We start from the raw sequence: 18,610 nt of genomic DNA, 5'->3' as shown, positions 1-18,610 counted from the left end.
GTCCTAGTCCTTGATGAGTGTCGCGGTGGCAATGGCGGCGATGCCCTCGCGCCGGCCGGTGAAGCCAAGTTGCTCTGACGTGGTGGCCTTGACGCTGACGCGGCCGGCTTCCAGCTTCATGATGTCGCAAATGCGGTCCTGCATGGCTGCGGCGTGCGGTCCGATCTTGGGAGCCTCGCAGATCAGGGTGACGTCGGCGTTGCCGAAGCGAAACCCCATCGTACGGGCAAGCTGGGCCGCATGGGACAGGAAGATCGCGCTGTCGGCGCCCTTCCACTGCAGGTCCGAAGGCGGGAAGTGGCGCCCTATGTCGCCCTGCGCCAGCGCCCCATAGATGGCGTCCGTCAGGGCGTGCATGCCGACATCGGCGTCGGAATGCCCGACCAGCCCCGCGTCATGGGCCACGCGCACCCCGCAGAGCGTCACGTGATCCCCTGGCCCGAAGGCGTGCACGTCATAGCCATTGCCAAGGCGAATATCCATGGCACCTCCCAGAATGCGTTCGGCCCGCGCGAAGTCGGCGGGATAGGTGATCTTCAGATTGTCTTCCGACCCCGGCGTGATGACAACCGCCATTCCCGCCTGCCGGGCCAGTTCCACGTCGTCTGCGGCATCGGCGCCCGCATCATGCGCCGCGATGATGCGCTGCAGGACAAAGCCCTGCGGCGTCTGCGCCCGATAGAGCCCGTCGCGCGGCGTCGTCCCGGCCACCTGCCCCTGCTGCCCGCGCCAGAGTGCGTCGGACACGGGCAGGGCAGGTGCCGCAGCCTCGGCGCCAGATTGCAGCGAGTCAATGACGCCGCGGATGACATCGGCCGAGACAAGGGGCCGCGCGCCGTCATGGATCAGAACGTGGCTTGCCTGGCCCTCGAGCGCCGCCAGTCCCGCCCGGACGCTGGCCGAGCGTGTGTCGGCGCCGCTGACGATGGTCAGCGTGCCGGCATAGCGGGTCAGGGCCTCGGCCATATCGTCGGGGTGGACTATCAGAACGATCCGGTCGAAGCCCCGGAACGCCTCGATGGCGTGGTCGAGCACGGGACGGCCGGCAACCTCTCTCCATTGCTTGGGGCGACCACCGCCGGCGCGCGTTCCGCGACCCGCAGCCGTGATCAGTGCGGCGAAGCCTGCCGGGGCTCGCAGGGTCATGCGTGGTCCGGCATGTCGCCCCTGATGGCTTGCGCGAAGGCCGTGCGGTAGAGGTGCGACAGGTCCGGCATCGGCGCGCTGTCGGTGCCGAAGGCGACCGCGTCGCCACCGAAGCGGCCCACGGCCGCGACGGGGACGCCGGCAACCGCGGCGGCCTTGGTCAGCGCCTTGGCGGCATCCGCAGTGCATGCGACAAGATAGCGGGCCTGGTCTTCACCGAAGAGATGCGCGATGTCGTCGCTGTCCAGCGTGACGCCAAGTCCTGCGGCCTCTGCCATCTCGAACGCGGCAAGCGCCAGGCCGCCGTCCGACAGGTCCGTAGCCGAGGAAAGGTGCTGGCGGTGGGCGCGCAGGAACTCTCCGTTCCGCCGCTCTGCGGCCAGATCGACATGGGGAGCATCGCCGTCCTCGCGGCCGAAGGCCTCGAAGGCCAGGGAGCTTTGGCCCAGGTGGCCGCGCGTTTCGCCGATCACCAGTGCCATGTCGCCGTCCGAGGGCAGGCCGGCGATCATGTCGTCCAGATCGACGATCAGGCCGACGCCGCCGATGGTCGGGGTGGGCAGGATGCCCTTGCCGTCGGTTTCGTTGTAAAGCGAGACGTTGCCCGACACGATGGGAAAGTCGAGCGCACGACATGCCTCTCCGATGCCTTTGATGGCGCCGACCAGCTGGCCCATGATCTCGGGCTTTTCGGGGTTGCCAAAGTTCAGGTTGTCGGTCGTGGCCAGCGGCAGCGCCCCCACGGCCGTCAGGTTGCGATAGGCCTCGGCCACGGCCTGCTTGCCGCCCTCGAACGGGTTCGCGCGGACATAGCGGGGCGTCACGTCGCTGGTGAAGGCCAGCGCTTTGCGGGTGCCGTGAACGCGCACCACGCCAGCGCCCATGCCGGGGCGGCGGACGGTATCGGCGCCGACCTGCGTGTCGTACTGTTCCCAGACCCAGGACTTGTGGGCGTGGTTCGGGCTGCCGATCAGCGCGCGCAGCGCGGCGACCGGCGCGATCTGCGGCAGCGGCGCGGCGTCGGCAGCCGCGGGCGTCTCGATCCAGGGGCGGTCGTATTCCGGCGCGCTGGAGCTGAGCTTCGACAGCGGCAGGTCGGCCATCACCTCGTTTCCGTGCAGGATCAGGAAGCGATCCTCGGGGATGGTCTCGCCCACGATGGCGAAGTCGAGGTCCCATTTCTCGAAGATCGCGCGGGCCTCGGCCTCTTTCTCGGGCTTCAGCACCATCAGCATGCGTTCCTGGGATTCCGACAGCATCATCTCGTACGCCGTCATCCCGGTTTCGCGCTGCGGGACGTGGTCCAGCGTCAGCTTGATGCCGAGGCCGCCCTTGTCGCCCATCTCGACCGCGGAACAGGTCAGGCCAGCCGCGCCCATGTCCTGGATCGAGATCACCGAGCCAGACGCCATCAGCTCCAGGCAGGCTTCGAGCAGGCATTTTTCCGTGAAGGGGTCACCGACCTGCACGGTCGGGCGCTTTTCCTCGATCGTGTCGTCGAATTCGGCGCTGGCCATGGTCGCCCCGCCGACGCCGTCGCGGCCGGTCTTGGCGCCGAGGTAGACAACCGGCATACCGACACCGGATGCTGCGGAATAGAAGATCTTGTCGGCATCTGCCAGACCCGCCGCGAAGGCGTTGACCAGGCAGTTGCCGTCATAGCTGGAGTGGAAGCGAACTTCTCCGCCGACGTTCGGCACGCCGAAGGCGTTGCCATAGGCGCCGATGCCCTCGACGACCCCCTTGACCAGGTGCGGGGTCTTGGGATGGTCGGGCCGCCCGAAGGACAGCGCGTCCATCGCGGCGATCGGGCGGGCGCCCATGGTGAAGACGTCGCGCAGGATACCGCCCACGCCGGTCGCGGCACCCTGGTGCGGCTCGATATAGCTGGGGTGGTTGTGGCTCTCCATCTTGAAGACCACGGCCTGACCGTCGCCGATGTCCACGACGCCCGCGTTTTCGCCCGGGCCGCAGATGACCTGCGGGCCATCGGTCGGCAGGGTGCGCAGCCATTTCTTCGACGACTTGTAGGAGCAGTGCTCGTTCCACATGGCGCTGAAGATGCCCAGTTCCGTGAACGTCGGCTCTCGCCCGATGATCTGCAGGATGCTGTCGTATTCGTCGGGCTTGAGCCCGTGCGCGGCGATCAGTTCCGGAGTGATCTGGGGGTCCTGCATGATCGAGCCTTCCTGCGCATGAAATCACGCGCCTTTTAGGCGTTGCCGCCGTGCATGGAAAGGCCGCAGACGCGGGGCGCGAGACAAAAAAAAGCCGGGCACGAAGCCCGGCCTAAGTCCAACAGGGAGGTAGAAGGTGATGAGCGATTAAGCTGACCATCGCCTTCGAAGCCCGATCTATGTGCAGAGTGTGAACTCTTCAAGACAATTGCACCCATCTGGATGTCATAGCCGCCATGCAATCACGTTATGGCTGCGCGGCGGGTTTGAAGTGCGTACGGTTTCAAGCCGCTCCGGCTTCGCTCTGAAAGCGGCGATAGGCTTGAATTTCCTCGAGAACGAAGTCGCGGAAGACCGCCACGCGGCGGGTCTGGCGCAGTTCCTCGGGATAGGCGAGGAAGACCGGCACCTCGCCCGATTCGACGTCGGGAAAGACGCGGACCAGGTTCGGGTGGTCGGCGGTCAGATAGTCGGGCAGCACGCCGATCCCGAGGTTGGCCAGCACCGCCTGAAGGACGCCGAAATAGTTGTTGACGGTCAGGGTCGATCCGACGTTCTGCGACATCAGCTCCTGCACGAGGCGCGCGCCTGCGGCGACCTGCGGCAGGTCCGGCTTCTGGCAGATCAGCCGGTGCTTGCCGAGTTCCGCCAGAGTCGTGGGAACGCCCCGCGACGACAGGTAGTCCGGGCTGGCATAGAGACGCATGCGGATGTTCAAGAGCCTGCGGCGGATCAGGTCCGACTGGCTGGGCTCTTTCATGCGGATGGCGACGTCGGCCTCTCGCATGGGCAGGTCCAGGACGCGTTCTTCGAGCATCAGGTCGATGCGCAGGTCGGGAAACTTTTCATAGAGCTTGACCAGGCGCGGGGCCAGCCACAGCGTGCCGAAGCCGACGGTGGCGGTCACCTTCAGCTCGCCAAAGACGTTTTCCTCGCTGTCGCGGATGCGGGCGGACGCCCCCTCCAGCTTGCGCGCCATGGACGACGTGGCCTCGAACAGCAGCTCTCCCTGTTCGGTGAGAATCAGGCCGCGGGCGTGGCGGTGGAACAGGGTCGTGCCGAGGGACTCCTCGAGTGCGCGAATCTGACGGCTCACCGCCGACTGCGACAGATGCAGCGCATCGCCGGCATGGGTCAGGCTGCCCGCATCGGCCACCGCGTGAAAGATTCGAAGCTTGTCCCAGTCCATCCTTGTTACATTCCTGTCATGACAGCCATGCGATTTTTGCAGACCTGACTTTCACCTGCGCACGGAAAACGTGTTCGTCAAGCGCCGTTTTTCTATTCGTAAGTCAGTCATTCTGACCTATACTCTCCCCGGAGGGGCCGTCAGGCATAGGAGGAGACGCAACAATGAGCCAGCAGGAATTCACGCTCGCCGACCGTTTTGATCTGTCGAAGCGACACGTTCTTTTGAACGGCACGCAGGCGTTGGTGCGCCTGATGCTGATGCAATCAGCACGCGACAAATCCGCCGGCCTCGACACGGCCGGCCTGGTGACAGGCTATCGGGGCAGCCCCCTGGGGGGTGTCGACCTGCAGATGATGCGCGAAGGCAAGCGGCTGTCCGAGGCGAACGTGCGCTTCCAGCCGGGCCTGAACGAGGATCTTGCCGCCACCGCGATCTGGGGCAGCCAGCAGGCGGAGCTGCGTGGCGAGGGACGCCATGACGGCGTCTTCGCGCTGTGGTACGGCAAGGGGCCGGGGGTCGACCGAACCGGCGATGTGATGCGCCACGCCAACATGGCCGGATCTTCGCGTCATGGTGGCGTCGTCATGGCCATGGGCGACGATCACACCGGCGAAAGCTCGACCGTGTTGCACCAGTCTGACTGGGCGATGATCGACGCCTATATTCCCGTCCTGTCGCCTGCCGGGGTGCAGGAGATCCTGGACTTCGGCCTTTATGGTTTTGCCCTGTCCCGCTATGCGGGCGTCTGGACGGGTCTGAAGACGATGAAGGACACGGTCGAGGCCACGGCGGTCGTTGACGGCGACCCGCACCGGCTGACTTTCGTCCGCCCCTCCGATTTCGCCATGCCCGAAGGCGGGCTGAACATCCGCCTTGGCGACACGCCGGTCGCGCAAGAGGCACGGATGATCGACCACAAGCGGTGGGCGGCCGAGGCGTTCAGCCGCGCGAACCGTATCGACCATCGCGTCTGGGGCAAGCCTGGCGCGCGCATCGGCTTTGTCGCCGCCGGCAAGAACTGGCTGGACCTGGTCCACGCGCTGTCGCTGCTGGGCATCGACGAGGCCGAAGCCGAGCGCTTGGGCCTGACCACCTACAAGGTCGGTCAGACCTGGCCCATGGACATGAAGTCCATCCAGGAATGGTCCGAAAACCTGGAGCTGATCGTCTGCGTCGAGGAAAAGCGCAAGCTGATCGAAGTGCAGTTGAAGGAAGCGATCTTCGACAAGCGGCGTGGCCGCCGCGTCCACGGCTGGAAGCACGACCGCACCGGAGAAGAACTGTTCCCGACGCGCTATGCGCTGGACCCGGTGATGATCGCCCAGAAGATCGGCACCATCCTGATCGAGGAGGGTCGCGGGACCGAGCACGTCCGTGCGGGCCTTGCCCGTCTGAACGAGGTGCGCCGGAACGACAATGCGCCCGAGATCGCGACCCGCACGCCGTGGTTCTGCTCGGGCTGTCCGCATAACAGCTCGACCCGGCTGCCGGAAGGAAGCCGCGCGTATGCCGGCATCGGCTGCCATTACATGGTGCAGTGGATGGGCCGAGAGACCGAAGGCTTCACCCACATGGGCGGAGAGGGCGCCAACTGGATAGGCGAGGCTCCGTTCAGCAAGAGAGACCATGTGTTTCAAAATCTTGGAGACGGAACCTATAATCACTCTGGGATTCTGGCGATCCGGGCCGCGCTGGCAGCCGGCACGAACATCACCTACAAGATTCTCTATAACGATGCTGTCGCCATGACAGGCGGCCAACCGAACGAGGGCGGCTTGACCGCCCCGCAAATCGCACGGGAACTGCAGGCGATGGGGGTGTCGCCGCTCGTCGTTGTCTATGACGAAAAGGAAGACGTCGATCGCGGCAAGTTTCCCGCCGGCCTGCGGTTCGAGGAGCGTGCCGAGCTGATGTCCGTTCAGCGAGAGATGGAAGAGGTCAAGGGCGTCAGCGCCATCCTCTATATCCAGACCTGCGCCGCCGAGAAGCGGCGCCGGCGCAAGAAGGGCCAGTTTCCCGACCCGGACCGCCGCATCTGGATCAACCCGGAAGTCTGCGAGGGCTGCGGCGACTGCTCGGTTCAGTCGAACTGCGTCTCGATCGTGCCGCTGGACACGGAACTGGGCCGCAAGCGCCAGATCGACCAGTCGAGCTGCAACAAGGATTACAGCTGCGTGAAGGGGTTCTGCCCCAGTTTCGTGTCGGTCAGGGGCGGCACCTTGCGCAAGCCGAAGGCCGAGGCTTTCGAGCTGCCGGACCTGCCGGAACCGTCCCTGCCGGTGATCGAGGGCACGCATAACGTCGTCATCACCGGAGTCGGCGGTACCGGCGTGGTCACCATCGGCGCCGTGCTGGCGCAGGCCGCGCATATGGACGGCAAGGGTGCCGGCATGATGGAGATGGCAGGGCTGGCCCAGAAGGGCGGCGCGGTCCATATCCACCTGCGCCTGGCGAACCGCCCCGAGGACATCAGCGCCATCCGCGTCGCGGTGGGCGAGGCCGACTGCGTCATCGGCGGCGACCTGGTCGTGACGGCTGGGGCCAAGACGGTCGGGCTGATGACGCAGGGCCGGACGGGGGCCGTGGTCAACGACCACGAGATCATCACCGGCGACTTCACGCGGTTCCGTGACTTCCAGGTGCCCTCGGACCGGCTGCGCCTGTCGCTGGAGGCGCGGTTGCAGGACCGGGTGGCGTTCTTCGACGCCAATGACGTGGCGCTGCGGATGCTGGGGGATTCGATCTATTCGAACATGCTGGTGTTGGGCGCCTGCTGGCAGCAGGGCCTGATCCCGCTGACGCACAAGGCGATCATGGAGGCTATCCGCCTGAACGGTGCCAAGGTCGCAGAAAACCAACGGGCCTTCCAGATCGGGCGGTGGGCCATGGCCTTCCCCGACCAGGTCCGCAAGCCCGTCGGGGTGACGCAGCTGCCCCCCGATCCGGTCGATTACCGGGCTGAACGGCTGATCGGCTATCAGGGCCGCAGGCTGGCACGTCGCTTTCGCGCACTGGTCGACAATGCACCTGCTCCGCTGCAGGAAAGCGTCGCAAGAAGCTATTACAAATTACTGGCGTATAAGGATGAATATGAGGTTGCGCGGCTTCACCTGACGACCGCGCGCCAGGTGGCCGAGCAGTGGGAGGGGGACGTGCAGTTGTCGCTGCACCTGGCGCCGCCGATGTTGAACGGGACGGACTCGAACGGTCGGCCGAAGAAGCGGGAATTCGGCGCATGGATGCTGGGTGCCTTCAGGGTGCTGGCGGCGATGAAGGGGCTGCGGGGCACGCCCCTCGACCCGTTCGGGTATTCGGCCGAACGCAAGCGTGAACGCGCGATGATCCGCGAGTTCGAGGCTGACATGGCCGAGATCTTCTCCAATGTGACCGACGATACCATGCCCATTGCCATCGAGCTGGCAGAGCTGCCCGTGTCGGTGCGCGGCTTTGGTCCCGTCAAGCACGAGGCTGCCGATCGCGCGGCCGAACGCCGCAGCGAACTGCTGGCGCAGTTCCGCGCGGGCCATGCGCCCCTCCGTGAAGCCGCTGAATGATCTGAGTCATTTCCAACCTGCGCGTGTCGCCCTATGAAGGGCGTCACGCGAGGCAGGAGATGCGACCATGGCAGTAGGAGTATTCGATTCGGGGCTGGGCGGTCTGACGGTGCATCAGGCCATCGCCGCCCGGTTGCCGGACCTGCCCCTGGTCTACTTGGGTGACAACGCTCATGCGCCATACGGCGTTCGGACCGCCGATGACATCTTCGACCTGACCTGCCGGGGCGTCGAGAGGCTGTGGGCCGAGGGTTGCGATCTGGTCATCCTGGCCTGCAACACCGCCAGCGCCGCCGCCCTGAAGCGGATGCAGGAGACATGGCTGGCCGACGACAAGCGCGTCCTGGGCGTATTCGTGCCGATGATCGAGGCCCTCACCGAGCGGCGGTGGGGCGACAATTCGCCGCCCCGACAGGTTGCCGTGAACAACGTGGCCCTGTTCGCGACGCCCGCCACGGTCGCAAGCCGCGCCTTCCAGCGCGAGCTGGCGTTTCGCGCCGTGGGTGTCGACGTCGAGGCGCAGCCCTGCGGTGGCGTGGTGGATGCCATTGAAATGGGCGACGAAATGCTGGCCGAAGCGCTGGTAACCAGTCACGTCGAGGCGCTGCTGCGCCGGATGCCGCATCCCGAGGCCGCAATCCTTGGCTGCACGCACTACCCGCTGATGGAGCGGGCGTTCCAGCGCGCCCTCGGCCCCCAGGTCAAGGTCTATAGCCAGGCGGGGCTGGTGGCCGAGAGCCTGGCGGATTATCTGACACGCAGGCCGCAGTTCCTGGGTTCAGGGGCGGGCGGCAGGTATCTGACCACGGGCGATCCCGCGCGGGTGTCTGGCAAGGCGACGCAATTCCTGCGCCGGCCCATCCCGTTCGAAGCCGCCTGAAGGAGCAAGCAATGGCCGGCATGAAGTCCCTCAAGAAGCAGCGGCGGATCCAGGTTATCGCCTCGGCCGCGGTGGCGCTGATGATCTCGGTCGTCCTGATCGGCTATGGGTTCAGCGACGGCATCAACCTCTATCGCTCGCCTAGCCAGGTCAGCGAGGCGGCGCCCGAGCCCGACGAGTTCTTCCAGCTGGGCGGCCTGGTCAAGGAGGGCTCGGTGGTCCACGGGACGGGCGTGGCCTTCGACTTCGTCATCACCGACGGCGCGGCCGAAATTCCTGTGACCTATGTCGGCGGCGACCCGCGCCCGGACCTGTTCAGCGAAGGGCAAGGGACCATCGCCAAGGGCTGGTATCGCGACGGCCGGTTCGAGGCGCGCGAACTGCTGGCCAAGCATGACGAGACCTACATGCCGCGCGAGGTCGTCAAAACGCTGAAAGAAACGGGCGTCTATCAAGAGTCAGGCGCCTGAAGCAACGCGCGCAGGGTTAACGAGAGGTTAATCCCCCTCCAGCAGCATCCCCGATGCGACCGATCCCGGTCGAATAATCGTTGGGGGACACATGCCAAGCGTCGAACAGATAGCCCGAGAGATCGTGGCGCGCGAAGGAGGGTTCGTCAACGACCCCGACGATCCGGGTGGCGCCACGAACCACGGAGTGACCATCGGGACCATGCGCACCTTGGGGATGGACCTGAATGGCGATGGCCGGATAGATGCCGCCGATGTCCGCGCGCTGACCCGCGCCCAAGCCGAACGGGTCTTCGTCGAACACTATTTCCGCAAGCCGCACCTGGCCGAACTGCCCGAGGCGCTGCAGCCGAGCATCTTCGACATGTATGTCAATGCCGGCGGGAATGCGGTCAAGATCCTGCAGCGGCTGATCACGCGCATGGGCTTCAAAGCCGCCGAGGATGGCGTCGTGGGTCCGCTGACCGTCGCGGCCGCCCGTGACGCGGCCGAGGCCGCGCCGCTGCATCTGGCGGATGCCTATGGGATCGCGCGGCGCAACTATTATTATGCGCTGGCCGATCAGCGGCCCGCCAGCCGCAAATATGCCCGCACGCGGACTGGCGGGAAGGGCGGCTGGATCACCCGCGCCGAGGAGTTCATCCATCCGCGCTATCGCCTGACCGATGCCGAACACCGCGCGAGGATCGCAAAATGGGCCTGATCGACCGTTTCATCGGGGTTGCCCCGACCGTCACCGCCCTCGGCAGCGCCGCATCGGGCGTGGCGGAGGTCTTCACCCGGAACGCCACGCGGCGGATGGAACTGGACGAAGAGGCATATGCCCGCGCCATCGGACAGCTGGGGCAGGAATTCTCCAGCCTCCGCTGCGGCTGGTTCGATGGCTTCGTGAACGGGCTGAACCGCCTGCCGCGCCCGCTGCTGGCGCTGGGGACGATGGGGCTCTTCGTCTATGCCATGGTGGAACCCGTTGGTTTCGGAGTCCGGATGCAGGGGCTGCAGATGGTTCCCGAACCGCTCTGGTGGCTTCTGGGCGCCATTGTCGGCTTCTACTTCGGCGCGCGCGAGGCGCATTACTTCCGCCACCGGGTCTTCCCTGTCAGCGCGCCCTCGGACGGGACGGGAACGGTCATCGACGCGCAACCGGTGGCGCGGCCCGACGACCCCTTCGACGACAACCCGGCGCTGCGCGACTGGCGGCAGACCCTGCGCGATTAGGACGCACGCGAAACTGACCGGCCGCGACGAACGAGGGACTTTTCCCGCTGCCGTCGCGGCCTTATGCTGCGGTCAACGGAGGATGCCCCTTGATGATCGCTGAATACGGCCATTTCGCCCTGATCCTGGCCTTCGCGGTCGCTGTCTATCAGATGACGATCCCGATGGTCGGTGCCGCCAAGGGATGGCACGGCTGGATGGAAAGCGCGCGCCCGGCCGCCTTGGCACAGCTTCTGCTGATGGCGATCAGCTTCGCGGCGCTGACGATTGCCTTCGTCACCTCGGACTTCTCCGTCACGTTGGTTTATGAAAATTCGCACACATCGAAGCCGCTGATCTACAAGATCAGTGGCGTCTGGGGGAACCACGAGGGTTCGATGCTGCTGTGGGTGCTGATCCTGGCGCTCTTCGGCGCGGCGGCGGCGCTGTTCGGCGGCAACCTTCCGCCCAGCCTGCGGGCGCGGGTGCTGGGGGTGCAGGCAGCCGTCAGCGTGGCATTCTATGCGTTCATCATCTTCACCTCGAACCCGTTCTGGAGGATGGGCAATCCGCCGTTCGACGGGCGTGACCTGAACCCGCTGCTGCAGGACCCCGGCTTGGCGTTCCACCCGCCGTTTCTCTACCTCGGCTACGTCGGCCTCTCGATGGCGTTCAGCTTTGCCGTCGCGGCTCTGATCGAGGGGCGGGTGGATGCGGCCTGGGCGCGCTGGGTGCGCCCCTGGACGCTGGCGGCGTGGATATTTCTGACCATCGGCATCGCGCTCGGGTCCTGGTGGGCCTATTACGAGCTGGGCTGGGGCGGCTTCTGGTTCTGGGACCCGGTCGAGAACGCCAGCTTCATGCCTTGGCTTCTGGCCGCAGCACTGCTTCATTCCGCCATCGTCGTTGAAATGCGCGAGGCGCTGAAAAGCTGGACGATCCTGCTGGCAATCATGGCCTTCGGCTTTTCGCTGATCGGCACGTTCATCGTCCGGTCTGGCGTGATCACCTCGGTCCACAGCTTCGCCAACGATCCCGAACGCGGGATCTTCATCCTGGCGATACTGGCGGTCTTCATCGGCGGGGCGCTGACGCTCTACGCTTTCCGGGCATCGGCGATGACTGCCAAGGGGGTCTTCGCGCCGCTGTCGCGCGAAGGCGCGCTGGTGCTGAACAACGTCCTTCTGGCCGTTGCCGCCTTCGTGGTCTTCATCGGCACGATCTGGCCCCTGGTGGCCGAGATGTTCTGGGGACGCGTCCTGTCCGTGGGTCCACCCTTCTTCAACCAGGCCTTCACGCCCTTCATGATCGTCCTTGCGATCGCGCTGCCCGTCGGCGCGCTGATGCCATGGAAGCGGGCAGCACTGGCCCGCAGCCTGCGTCCGCTGCGGGGCGCGCTGGTGCTGACGGCAGCCGTCATGGCGCTGGTCTTCGCGGTGTCCACCGGCCATTCAGCCCTTGCCGTGATCGGCGCGGGCCTTGGGTCGTGGCTGATCTTCGGCGCCTTGTCCGAGCTTTGGCTGAGGACCGGTTCGTCGGGTGCGGCGCGTCTGCTGCGGCTTCCGCGCGCCGATTGGGGCAAGGCCGTCGCACATGGCGGCCTGGGCGTCACCTTCATCGCCGTCTCGCTGATTCAGGCCTGGCAGGTCGAGGATGTACGCGTGGCCGAGCTGAACCGGCCGTTCCAGGTCGGCGACTTCCAGATGGTCCTCCGTTCGGTCGAGCGGAACGACGGGCCGAACTACCTTGCGCAGCGGGCACTGGTCGATGTGACGCGCGACGGTCGTCCCGTGGCGACCCTGACGCCGGAAAAGCGCGTCTATCCCGTCCAGGGGATGCCGACGACGGAGGCTGCGATCGACTATGGCTTCTGGCGCGATCTCTATGTGGTTCTGGGCGACGAACAGGCCGGCGGAGGCTGGGCGCTGCGCACTTATGTCAAGCCGTTTGCCAACTGGATCTGGGGCGGGGCGATGCTGATGGCGCTTGGCGGTCTGATCAGCCTGTCGGACCGCCGCTATCGCGTTGCGGCCGGCGCCCGACGCACCGCGCACGCCGCCACGGTGGCCGCGGAATGACCCGGCTGCTGCACTGCCTGCCGCTGCTGCTGGCGCTGGCCCTCCCGATCTCGATGCCGGCCTTCGCCGTGCAGCCGGACGAGGTGCTGGAGGATGCCGGCCTCGAGGCTCGGGCGCGAGAGATTTCGCGTAAGCTGCGCTGCCCGGTCTGCCAGGGCGAGAACATCGACGATTCCAACGCCGCCATCAGCCGCGACCTGCGGCTCTATGTCCGCGAGCGGCTGGTTGCGGGCGACACGGATGCCGAAGTCGTGGACAATGTCGTTGAACGTTTCGGAGAGTTCGTGCTGTTCGAGCCCCGGGCCAGCGGCAGCGGCCTGATCCTGTGGCTGGCGGGACCGCTGATGGCGCTGGTGGCGGCGCTTCTGGCATGGCGGTTCCTGCGCAGCCGCAACGTGGCCCCGGCCGAGACGCCGAAGCTCGATGCGGCAGAGCAGAAGCGCCTGGATGAGATCATGCGCCGAAGCTGACGCGCCGTCGCGCTTCCCCGGGCGGCAGAATGCTGCATGGTCCCACGAACAGGGAGGTGCGCATGGCGCTTAGCACAATCCGATTTACGGTCGAGGATGGCGTCGGCACCTTGGCGCTGAACCGGCCGTCGGTCATGAACGCGCTGAACCGGCAGATGCGGCACGAGATCACGCAGATGCTGATCGCGCTGCCAGATGAGGTGCGCTGCGCCGTGCTGACCGGCATCGGGCGCGGCTTCTGCTGTGGCCAAGATCTGACGGACGGCGCGACAGGGGCGGATCTGGAGGCATTGCTGCGCGACGAATACGAGCCGATGCTGCGGGCCATTTGCGATTGCCCGGCTCCCGTTATTGCTGCCGTCAATGGTGTCGCGGCAGGTGCCGGCGCGAACCTTGCGCTGTCGGCTGACGTAGTCATCGCAACCGAAAGCGCCAGCTTCATCCAAGCCTTCACGCGCATCGGCCTCATCCCCGACGCGGGCGGTACCTGGATCATGCCGCGAGCGGTGGGCATGGCGCGGGCCATGGGAATGATGCTGTTCGCCGAGCCGGTCACGGCGCGGCAGGCGGAAGAATGGGGGCTGATCTGGCAGGCACTGCCCGACGACGTGTTCGCAGCCGCGGCGGCGGATCGGGCGCAGGCGCTGGCGAAGGGGCCGACAGGCGCCTTCATCGCGATCCGGCAGGCGCTTGCAACGTCCTTTGGCAACAGCCTCGAGGCGCAGCTGGCAGTCGAGGCGCAGCTGCAGGGGCAGGCGGGTCAAAGCCATGATTTCGCCGAAGGGGTGGCGGCGTTCCTGGAAAAGCGGCGGCCGGTCTTCACCGGCCACTGATCACGGAATCTGGCAGAACCGAGGCACTGGCCCGCGATTGTCGAAGAAGGGCAGCGTCGCCGGCTTGGGCAGCGGCGCATCATGTGGGACATCGACGACGAGGCGGGAAAGTTCGGCCAAGACCACCTCGGTGATGAATGGAAGGTCGAGCTGGCGCGCCTCGGTCAGTGGGACCCATTGCAGATGCGAAAGCTCGTCGCAGGCCAGGCTGAAGTCGTCGGGGTCGCCTGACAGGGCCGCAGCGTCCGCCACGAAGAACCTGGCGTCGAAGCGGCGCGGCCGGCCCGGCGGGGTGATGGCGCGAAAGACATAGGTCAAGGCGCCCGCGTCGGGTGTCAGTCCGGCCTCACGATAGCCCGGCCAGGGGCAGGGCGCACCGTCGGATTGGCCGATCAGCAACCCCGTTTCTTCGGCCAGTTCGCGCAGTGCCGCGGCTGCCAACGTGTCCGGAGCGGGCATGGGGGTCGCTGCAGGCTCGGCACGAAGTCGTTCGCGACAGAGGTCTGGCAGCGGACCGGCCAGCGCCACTGACGCATCCTCGAGATCGACCGCGCCGCCGGGAAAGACGAACTTCGACGGCATGAAGACGGCCTTGGCGCCGCGCATGCCCATCAGGACCGACGTTCCGTCGCCGTTGCGCCGCAGGACCACCACCGTGGCCGCGTCGCGCACCGGCACCGCAGGATCGGCCGTCACGCTGCGACCTTGCTGCGTTCGTCGAACCCGTGCATGCGGCGCGCCCATTGCAGGCCGATGAACCCGCCCTTGATGACTGGCAGCATCGCCAGGGACAGGACGATCGAGCCGATCCCGAAGGCCAGCAGCAGTGTCATCGCGCTAGGGCGCCAGGCGACGAAGGACGCCAGCAGCAGCGGCGCCCCCAGGTGCGAGACGATCAGGATGGTCAGGTACGCAGGCCCGTCGTCCGCGCGCTGGTGGTGCAGCGCCTCGTTGCAGCGGGGGCAGTGGTCGGCGACCTTCAGGTAGCTGCTGAAGATCCGCCCTTCTCCACAGGCCGGGCAGCGCCCGAGTGCGGCGCGGCGCATCGCAAGGCCGGTCTGGCGCTCCTCCACGTCGTCGGGGGTTGCCGCCGCGGTCATGCTGTCGCCATAGCTCATCGGTTTCTCCTACGAATACGGGGTTGGCCCGCTGCCGATAATCTAGGCGGTCAGGTGCGTGCTGGGAAGACCCGCTCAAGCCGCATGCTCGAAAGGAGCCGACACGACCCGGTTGCGACCCCTCGCCTTGGCTGAAAGGAGGGCACGATCCGCACGCTCGGTCGCCAGTCGGGCAATTTGGTCAGGCCAGCCGTCGCTGCCGGGCGGGACAGCAGCCACGCCCACCGATGCGGTCACCCGAACCTGTCCGCCGCCCGAGAGGCCAGGGAGGGCCACTGGCTCGTCCTGGACCGCCCGCCGAAGCGCCTCGGCCATGCGCAGCGCACATTCCACGGTGCAGTTGCCCAAGGCGCAGAGAAACTCCTCGCCGCCCATCCTCGCGACCAAACCCGCGCCGCCGACGGTGTCGCGCAGACGGTGCGCAACCTCGGCCAGAACGGCGTCGCCGGCCATGTGTCCGTGACGGTCGTTGACCGCTTTGAAGTGGTCCAGGTCAATGGCCAAGACGCAGAACCCCTGCTTGGACATCAGCGCGTCACGCGCCATCTCGGCCAGTTTCGGAAGGGCGTGGCGGCGGTTCGACAGGCCGGTCAGCGGATCGGTCATGGCCCAGACCATGTGGCGCTGGACCTCGGCGCGGCGCTGATCGCTTTTGGTCTTGCGGGACAGAAGCTTCTGCAGCGACATCGCCGCCGCCTGCGCCCCGCTGGACCCGCCAAGGGAGTCCGAAAGGACATCGCCCGCGCCGAGGTCCAGCGCGATGGCGGCAAGCTCCTCCCGCTCGGGTGCGATGGCGATGACGAAGCCGGCATCCCGCGAGCCCTGCCGCGACCGCAGCTCGGACAGCAGGCGAAGCCCGTCGCCCCGGTTGCGGATATCCGCCGCGATCAGGTAAAGATCGGCGGTCCGGCCAGATGCCGCGGCGCCAAGCGCCTCGTCGGGATCCTGTATGTCGAAGCGCCCGGCCATGCGGTCCGACAAGAGCTGCCGCCAGCGCAGCGCCCGGCCCACGCTGTCGGCGATCAGCACGACCTGCGGCAGGGCGACGTGGCTGAAGGCGGCGGGCGCCTCGGCCAGTCCAAGCTGCGCCTCCTGCGGATGTTCGGCGTCGCGCAGAATGCCCCGGACCCGCGCCATCAGCATCTGGTCCTCGACATCCGGGTCCAGCGTGGCCGTCGCACCGGCTTTCAGCGCGCCCAGCCTGTCGGACGGCCTGACGAGCATCAGGACCGGAATGTCCGCATACCGCACGTCCGACGTCAACTGCTTGCAGATGTCGCTTGCGGGGCAGTCGGGAAAGCCGCCGCCCAGGATGATCAGGTCCGGACGTGCCGTTGCCAGCTGCGCGGCCAGCTGATCGAACCAGCCGACCGCCACGACGTCATAGCACACCGCAGACAGTCGGACCTTGAGGGTGATCCGCGCCGTCGCCGCGCCGTCTGCAACAAGGATACGTGCCGTCATCTGTTAATCCGGGAGGTCTCGACATCATGGTTTCAATTTCGCTGCAAATGCTTAACAAAGGGTTTCCCGAGGGGCTGCCCCCGGGGCGAAATCCCCGATGGAGTCCGGAATGGCCACAAGCCCGCAGCAGGCGCATGATATCGCAACCCGCATCCTGATCGCCATGGCCGAGCGTCCGGACGACCTTGTCCGCTTCCTCGAGGGTGCCGGGCTGCAGCCCTCCGACCTGAGGGCGTTCTCGGACCGACCGGACATGGCCTTGTTCCTGCTTGATTTTCTTGTCGAGGAGGACAACAGGCTCTGCGATTTTGCCGATGTGGTGGGTATGAGACCGCAGGACATCATGTCTGCGCGGACGGCACTTTCGGGACCAGGCAGCTATGGGTGGTCGGCGGACTAGCGGATTTCCGCCGGCCGTTTCCGCTTTCTTTACTGCCGGCCCCTTAGGCTCATCTCGAATCGAGGTGAAGCATGAACAGATTGGTCAACCGGGCGATCGAGGAATTCCTGCGCTCCACCTATGGTGAAGAGCTGGTGCAGGCGCTTGAGGACGACGCGACGGCAGAGGTGCGGGTGCCCGATGACGGGCGGATGGACACCTCTGCCCTGGCGCGGGCTGCCAAGCGCCTGTCGAAGCCCTTTTCCGAGATGCTGGAGGACATGGGCGCCTGGATGACGCGGATCGAGCCGATCCGGCGGCTGCTCAGGTTCTCGGGCCGCGACTTCAAGGATTTCCTCCTTCGCATGGACGAGCTTCCAGGCCGCGCGAATCTTGTCCTGCCGATGCTGCCTGTGCCACGCCTGCAGGTCGAGACGTCCGAGCGTGGCGTCAGGGTCATGATCATCGACCCCGATCCCCAGCTGGTCTGGCAGTTCCTCTTCGTCGGCCTGATCAGGGGCATGGCCGACGACTTCGGCGCGCTCTGCCTCATCACGAACGACGAGGGGTCCATCCGCATCGACATCTGGGACGAACAGTTTTCGGAGGGTCGATTGTTCTGCCTTCAGGGCGCGCCGGCGCTACAGGGGACAACATGAGCATGGCCGGTAAATCTTGCCTGGTGCGGGGGGCCGCCTTGGCGCAGCTGCTGCCGATGCACCTTTGGTTGCGGGATGACGGCACGGTCATCTCGGCGGGGCCGACGCTTGCGAAGCTGCTCCCGGATCTGGATGCGGGCCTGGTCGGCCGACTGTCAGGCGCACGGCCCGGAGAGCCGGCGGATCCCATGACCGCGATCAGAGGGGCCGTCGACGGGCGCCGGCGCCTGTTCCTGCGTGTCGAGCCTGAAAGCCGGCTGGTCTTGCGCGGCCATGGCGTCAGGGTGTTCGACGGATCGCTTCTGCTGAACCTCGGATTCGGGATCGGGCTGCACCACGCGATCCGGCAGGCCGGGCTGACGGATGCCGATTTCGCGCCCTCCGACCTGGCGATGGAGCTGCTGTTCCTGCACGAGGCCAATCGCGGCGTCCTGATGGAGCTGTCGCGCTTCAACGAGCAACTGGCGGAGTCGCGCGCAAGCGCCCTGAAGCAGGCGCAGACCGACCCGCTGACCGGTCTCGGCAACAGGCGCAAGCTGGACCTGACGCTGTCGTCGGCGCTGAAGCCGTCCGAGACGGGTGACATCAGGCCGTTTGCGTTGGTGCACCTGGACCTCGACAACTTCAAGCAGGTCAACGACAGGCTTGGGCATCAGGCGGGGGACGACCTTCTGCGTGCCGTCGGCAAGGTGCTGCGTGACCAGATCCGGCGGGCCGACACGGCGACACGAATCGGTGGCGACGAATTCGTCCTTCTGCTGCCGGGGATGATCTCGCGGCCCGCGCTCGAACAGCTGTCGGGCCGGATCATCACGGCGATCAACGCGCTGACGCCCTCGCAGCTAAGCGGCCCGCCCGTGTCAACCAGCCTGGGGATCATCATCTGGCCCACCGACGGGGCCGAACATCCCGACGAGGTGCTGGCCCTGGCTGACGAGGCGCTTTACGCCTCGAAGCGCAGCGGTCGCAGCCGAGCGACGATCAGGTGACGCG

At 66.4% G+C, this 18,610-nt stretch carries 17 protein-coding genes; 11 read left to right on the top strand and 6 right to left on the bottom strand.

What is annotated here, in order from left to right; translation table 11 throughout:
• Positions 1-3: 3 nt before the first annotated feature.
• The 3 genes from OC159_RS04525 to OC159_RS04515 all read right to left on the bottom strand — a co-directional run bounded on the left by OC159_RS04525 (position 4) and on the right by OC159_RS04515 (position 4,512).
• Positions 4-1,146 carry a bifunctional 2-C-methyl-D-erythritol 4-phosphate cytidylyltransferase/2-C-methyl-D-erythritol 2,4-cyclodiphosphate synthase gene (locus OC159_RS04525; protein ID WP_265499959.1) on the bottom strand — a complete coding sequence of 381 codons (1,143 nt, stop codon included), beginning with the start codon at positions 1,144-1,146 and terminating at the stop codon, positions 4-6.
• The gene (gene purL, locus OC159_RS04520) at positions 1,143-3,323 is read right to left on the bottom strand and encodes a phosphoribosylformylglycinamidine synthase subunit PurL (protein WP_265499958.1); all 2,181 of its coding nucleotides are present in this window, start codon (positions 3,321-3,323) and stop codon (positions 1,143-1,145) included. The genes OC159_RS04525 and purL overlap by 4 nt, the downstream gene beginning before the upstream one ends.
• A 283-nt stretch (positions 3,324-3,606) precedes the next feature.
• Positions 3,607-4,512, bottom strand: coding sequence for a LysR family transcriptional regulator (locus OC159_RS04515; RefSeq protein WP_265499957.1), 906 nt, complete (start codon positions 4,510-4,512; stop codon positions 3,607-3,609).
• Positions 4,513-4,676: 164 nt separating this feature from the next.
• Between OC159_RS04515 and OC159_RS04510 the strand changes: the two genes are divergently transcribed.
• The 8 genes from OC159_RS04510 to OC159_RS04475 all read left to right on the top strand — a co-directional run bounded on the left by OC159_RS04510 (position 4,677) and on the right by OC159_RS04475 (position 13,997).
• The gene (locus OC159_RS04510; RefSeq protein ID WP_265499956.1) at positions 4,677-8,069 is read left to right on the top strand and encodes an indolepyruvate ferredoxin oxidoreductase family protein; all 3,393 of its coding nucleotides are present in this window, start codon (positions 4,677-4,679) and stop codon (positions 8,067-8,069) included.
• Between the two features lie 67 nt (positions 8,070-8,136).
• The gene (locus tag OC159_RS04505; RefSeq protein WP_265499955.1) at positions 8,137-8,949 is read left to right on the top strand and encodes a glutamate racemase; all 813 of its coding nucleotides are present in this window, start codon (positions 8,137-8,139) and stop codon (positions 8,947-8,949) included.
• Between the two features lie 20 nt (positions 8,950-8,969).
• Complete coding sequence (gene ccmE, locus OC159_RS04500; RefSeq protein WP_265500052.1) at positions 8,970-9,419, top strand: cytochrome c maturation protein CcmE; 450 nt, start codon at positions 8,970-8,972, stop codon at positions 9,417-9,419.
• A 91-nt stretch (positions 9,420-9,510) separates the two neighbouring features.
• Positions 9,511-10,122 carry a holin-associated N-acetylmuramidase gene (locus OC159_RS04495; protein WP_265499954.1) on the top strand — a complete coding sequence of 204 codons (612 nt, stop codon included), beginning with the start codon at positions 9,511-9,513 and terminating at the stop codon, positions 10,120-10,122.
• The gene (locus tag OC159_RS04490) at positions 10,113-10,637 is read left to right on the top strand and encodes a holin family protein (RefSeq protein WP_265499953.1); all 525 of its coding nucleotides are present in this window, start codon (positions 10,113-10,115) and stop codon (positions 10,635-10,637) included. Before OC159_RS04495 ends, OC159_RS04490 begins: the two co-directional genes overlap by 10 nt.
• Positions 10,638-10,729: 92 nt before the next feature.
• Positions 10,730-12,694 (top strand): heme lyase CcmF/NrfE family subunit, encoded by a 1,965-nt coding sequence (locus tag OC159_RS04485; RefSeq protein WP_265499952.1) that lies wholly within the window; start codon positions 10,730-10,732, stop codon positions 12,692-12,694.
• Positions 12,691-13,164 carry a cytochrome c-type biogenesis protein gene (locus OC159_RS04480; protein WP_265499951.1) on the top strand — a complete coding sequence of 158 codons (474 nt, stop codon included), beginning with the start codon at positions 12,691-12,693 and terminating at the stop codon, positions 13,162-13,164. Before OC159_RS04485 ends, OC159_RS04480 begins: the two co-directional genes overlap by 4 nt.
• A 62-nt stretch (positions 13,165-13,226) precedes the next feature.
• A complete protein-coding gene (locus OC159_RS04475; protein WP_265499950.1) occupies positions 13,227-13,997 on the top strand; it encodes an enoyl-CoA hydratase-related protein in 771 nt (256 codons plus the stop codon).
• On the opposite strand, the gene OC159_RS04470 is transcribed toward OC159_RS04475, so the two are convergent.
• The 3 genes from OC159_RS04470 to OC159_RS04460 all read right to left on the bottom strand — a co-directional run bounded on the left by OC159_RS04470 (position 13,998) and on the right by OC159_RS04460 (position 16,579).
• Positions 13,998-14,741: an NUDIX domain-containing protein gene (locus tag OC159_RS04470; protein ID WP_407674050.1), complete on the bottom strand. Its 744-nt coding sequence runs from the start codon at positions 14,739-14,741 to the stop codon at positions 13,998-14,000.
• A complete protein-coding gene (locus OC159_RS04465; protein ID WP_407674049.1) occupies positions 14,690-15,115 on the bottom strand; it encodes a DUF983 domain-containing protein in 426 nt (141 codons plus the stop codon). Before OC159_RS04465 ends, OC159_RS04470 begins: the two co-directional genes overlap by 52 nt.
• 75 nt (positions 15,116-15,190) lie before the next feature.
• A complete protein-coding gene (locus tag OC159_RS04460) occupies positions 15,191-16,579 on the bottom strand; it encodes a diguanylate cyclase (RefSeq protein WP_265499948.1) in 1,389 nt (462 codons plus the stop codon).
• Between the two features lie 109 nt (positions 16,580-16,688).
• On the opposite strand from OC159_RS04460, the gene OC159_RS04455 reads away from it, so the two are divergent.
• The 3 genes from OC159_RS04455 (at position 16,689) to OC159_RS04445 (ending at position 18,606) form a co-directional block, all read left to right on the top strand.
• Positions 16,689-16,979, top strand: a complete 291-nt coding sequence (locus OC159_RS04455) for a DUF3572 family protein (protein WP_265499947.1) — start codon at positions 16,689-16,691, stop codon at positions 16,977-16,979.
• A 71-nt stretch (positions 16,980-17,050) separates the two neighbouring features.
• Complete coding sequence (locus OC159_RS04450; RefSeq protein WP_265499946.1) at positions 17,051-17,617, top strand: heme NO-binding domain-containing protein; 567 nt, start codon at positions 17,051-17,053, stop codon at positions 17,615-17,617.
• The gene (locus OC159_RS04445; RefSeq protein ID WP_265499945.1) at positions 17,614-18,606 is read left to right on the top strand and encodes a GGDEF domain-containing protein; all 993 of its coding nucleotides are present in this window, start codon (positions 17,614-17,616) and stop codon (positions 18,604-18,606) included. Before OC159_RS04450 ends, OC159_RS04445 begins: the two co-directional genes overlap by 4 nt.
• Positions 18,607-18,610 lie beyond the last annotated feature (4 nt).

The sequence above is a fragment of the Paracoccus beibuensis genome, assembly GCF_026162625.1.
Lineage (GTDB): Bacteria > Pseudomonadota > Alphaproteobacteria > Rhodobacterales > Rhodobacteraceae > Paracoccus > Paracoccus beibuensis.
The sequence above is the reverse complement of the archived record's forward strand: the minus strand, read 5'-3'. Positions and strand labels throughout refer to the sequence as shown.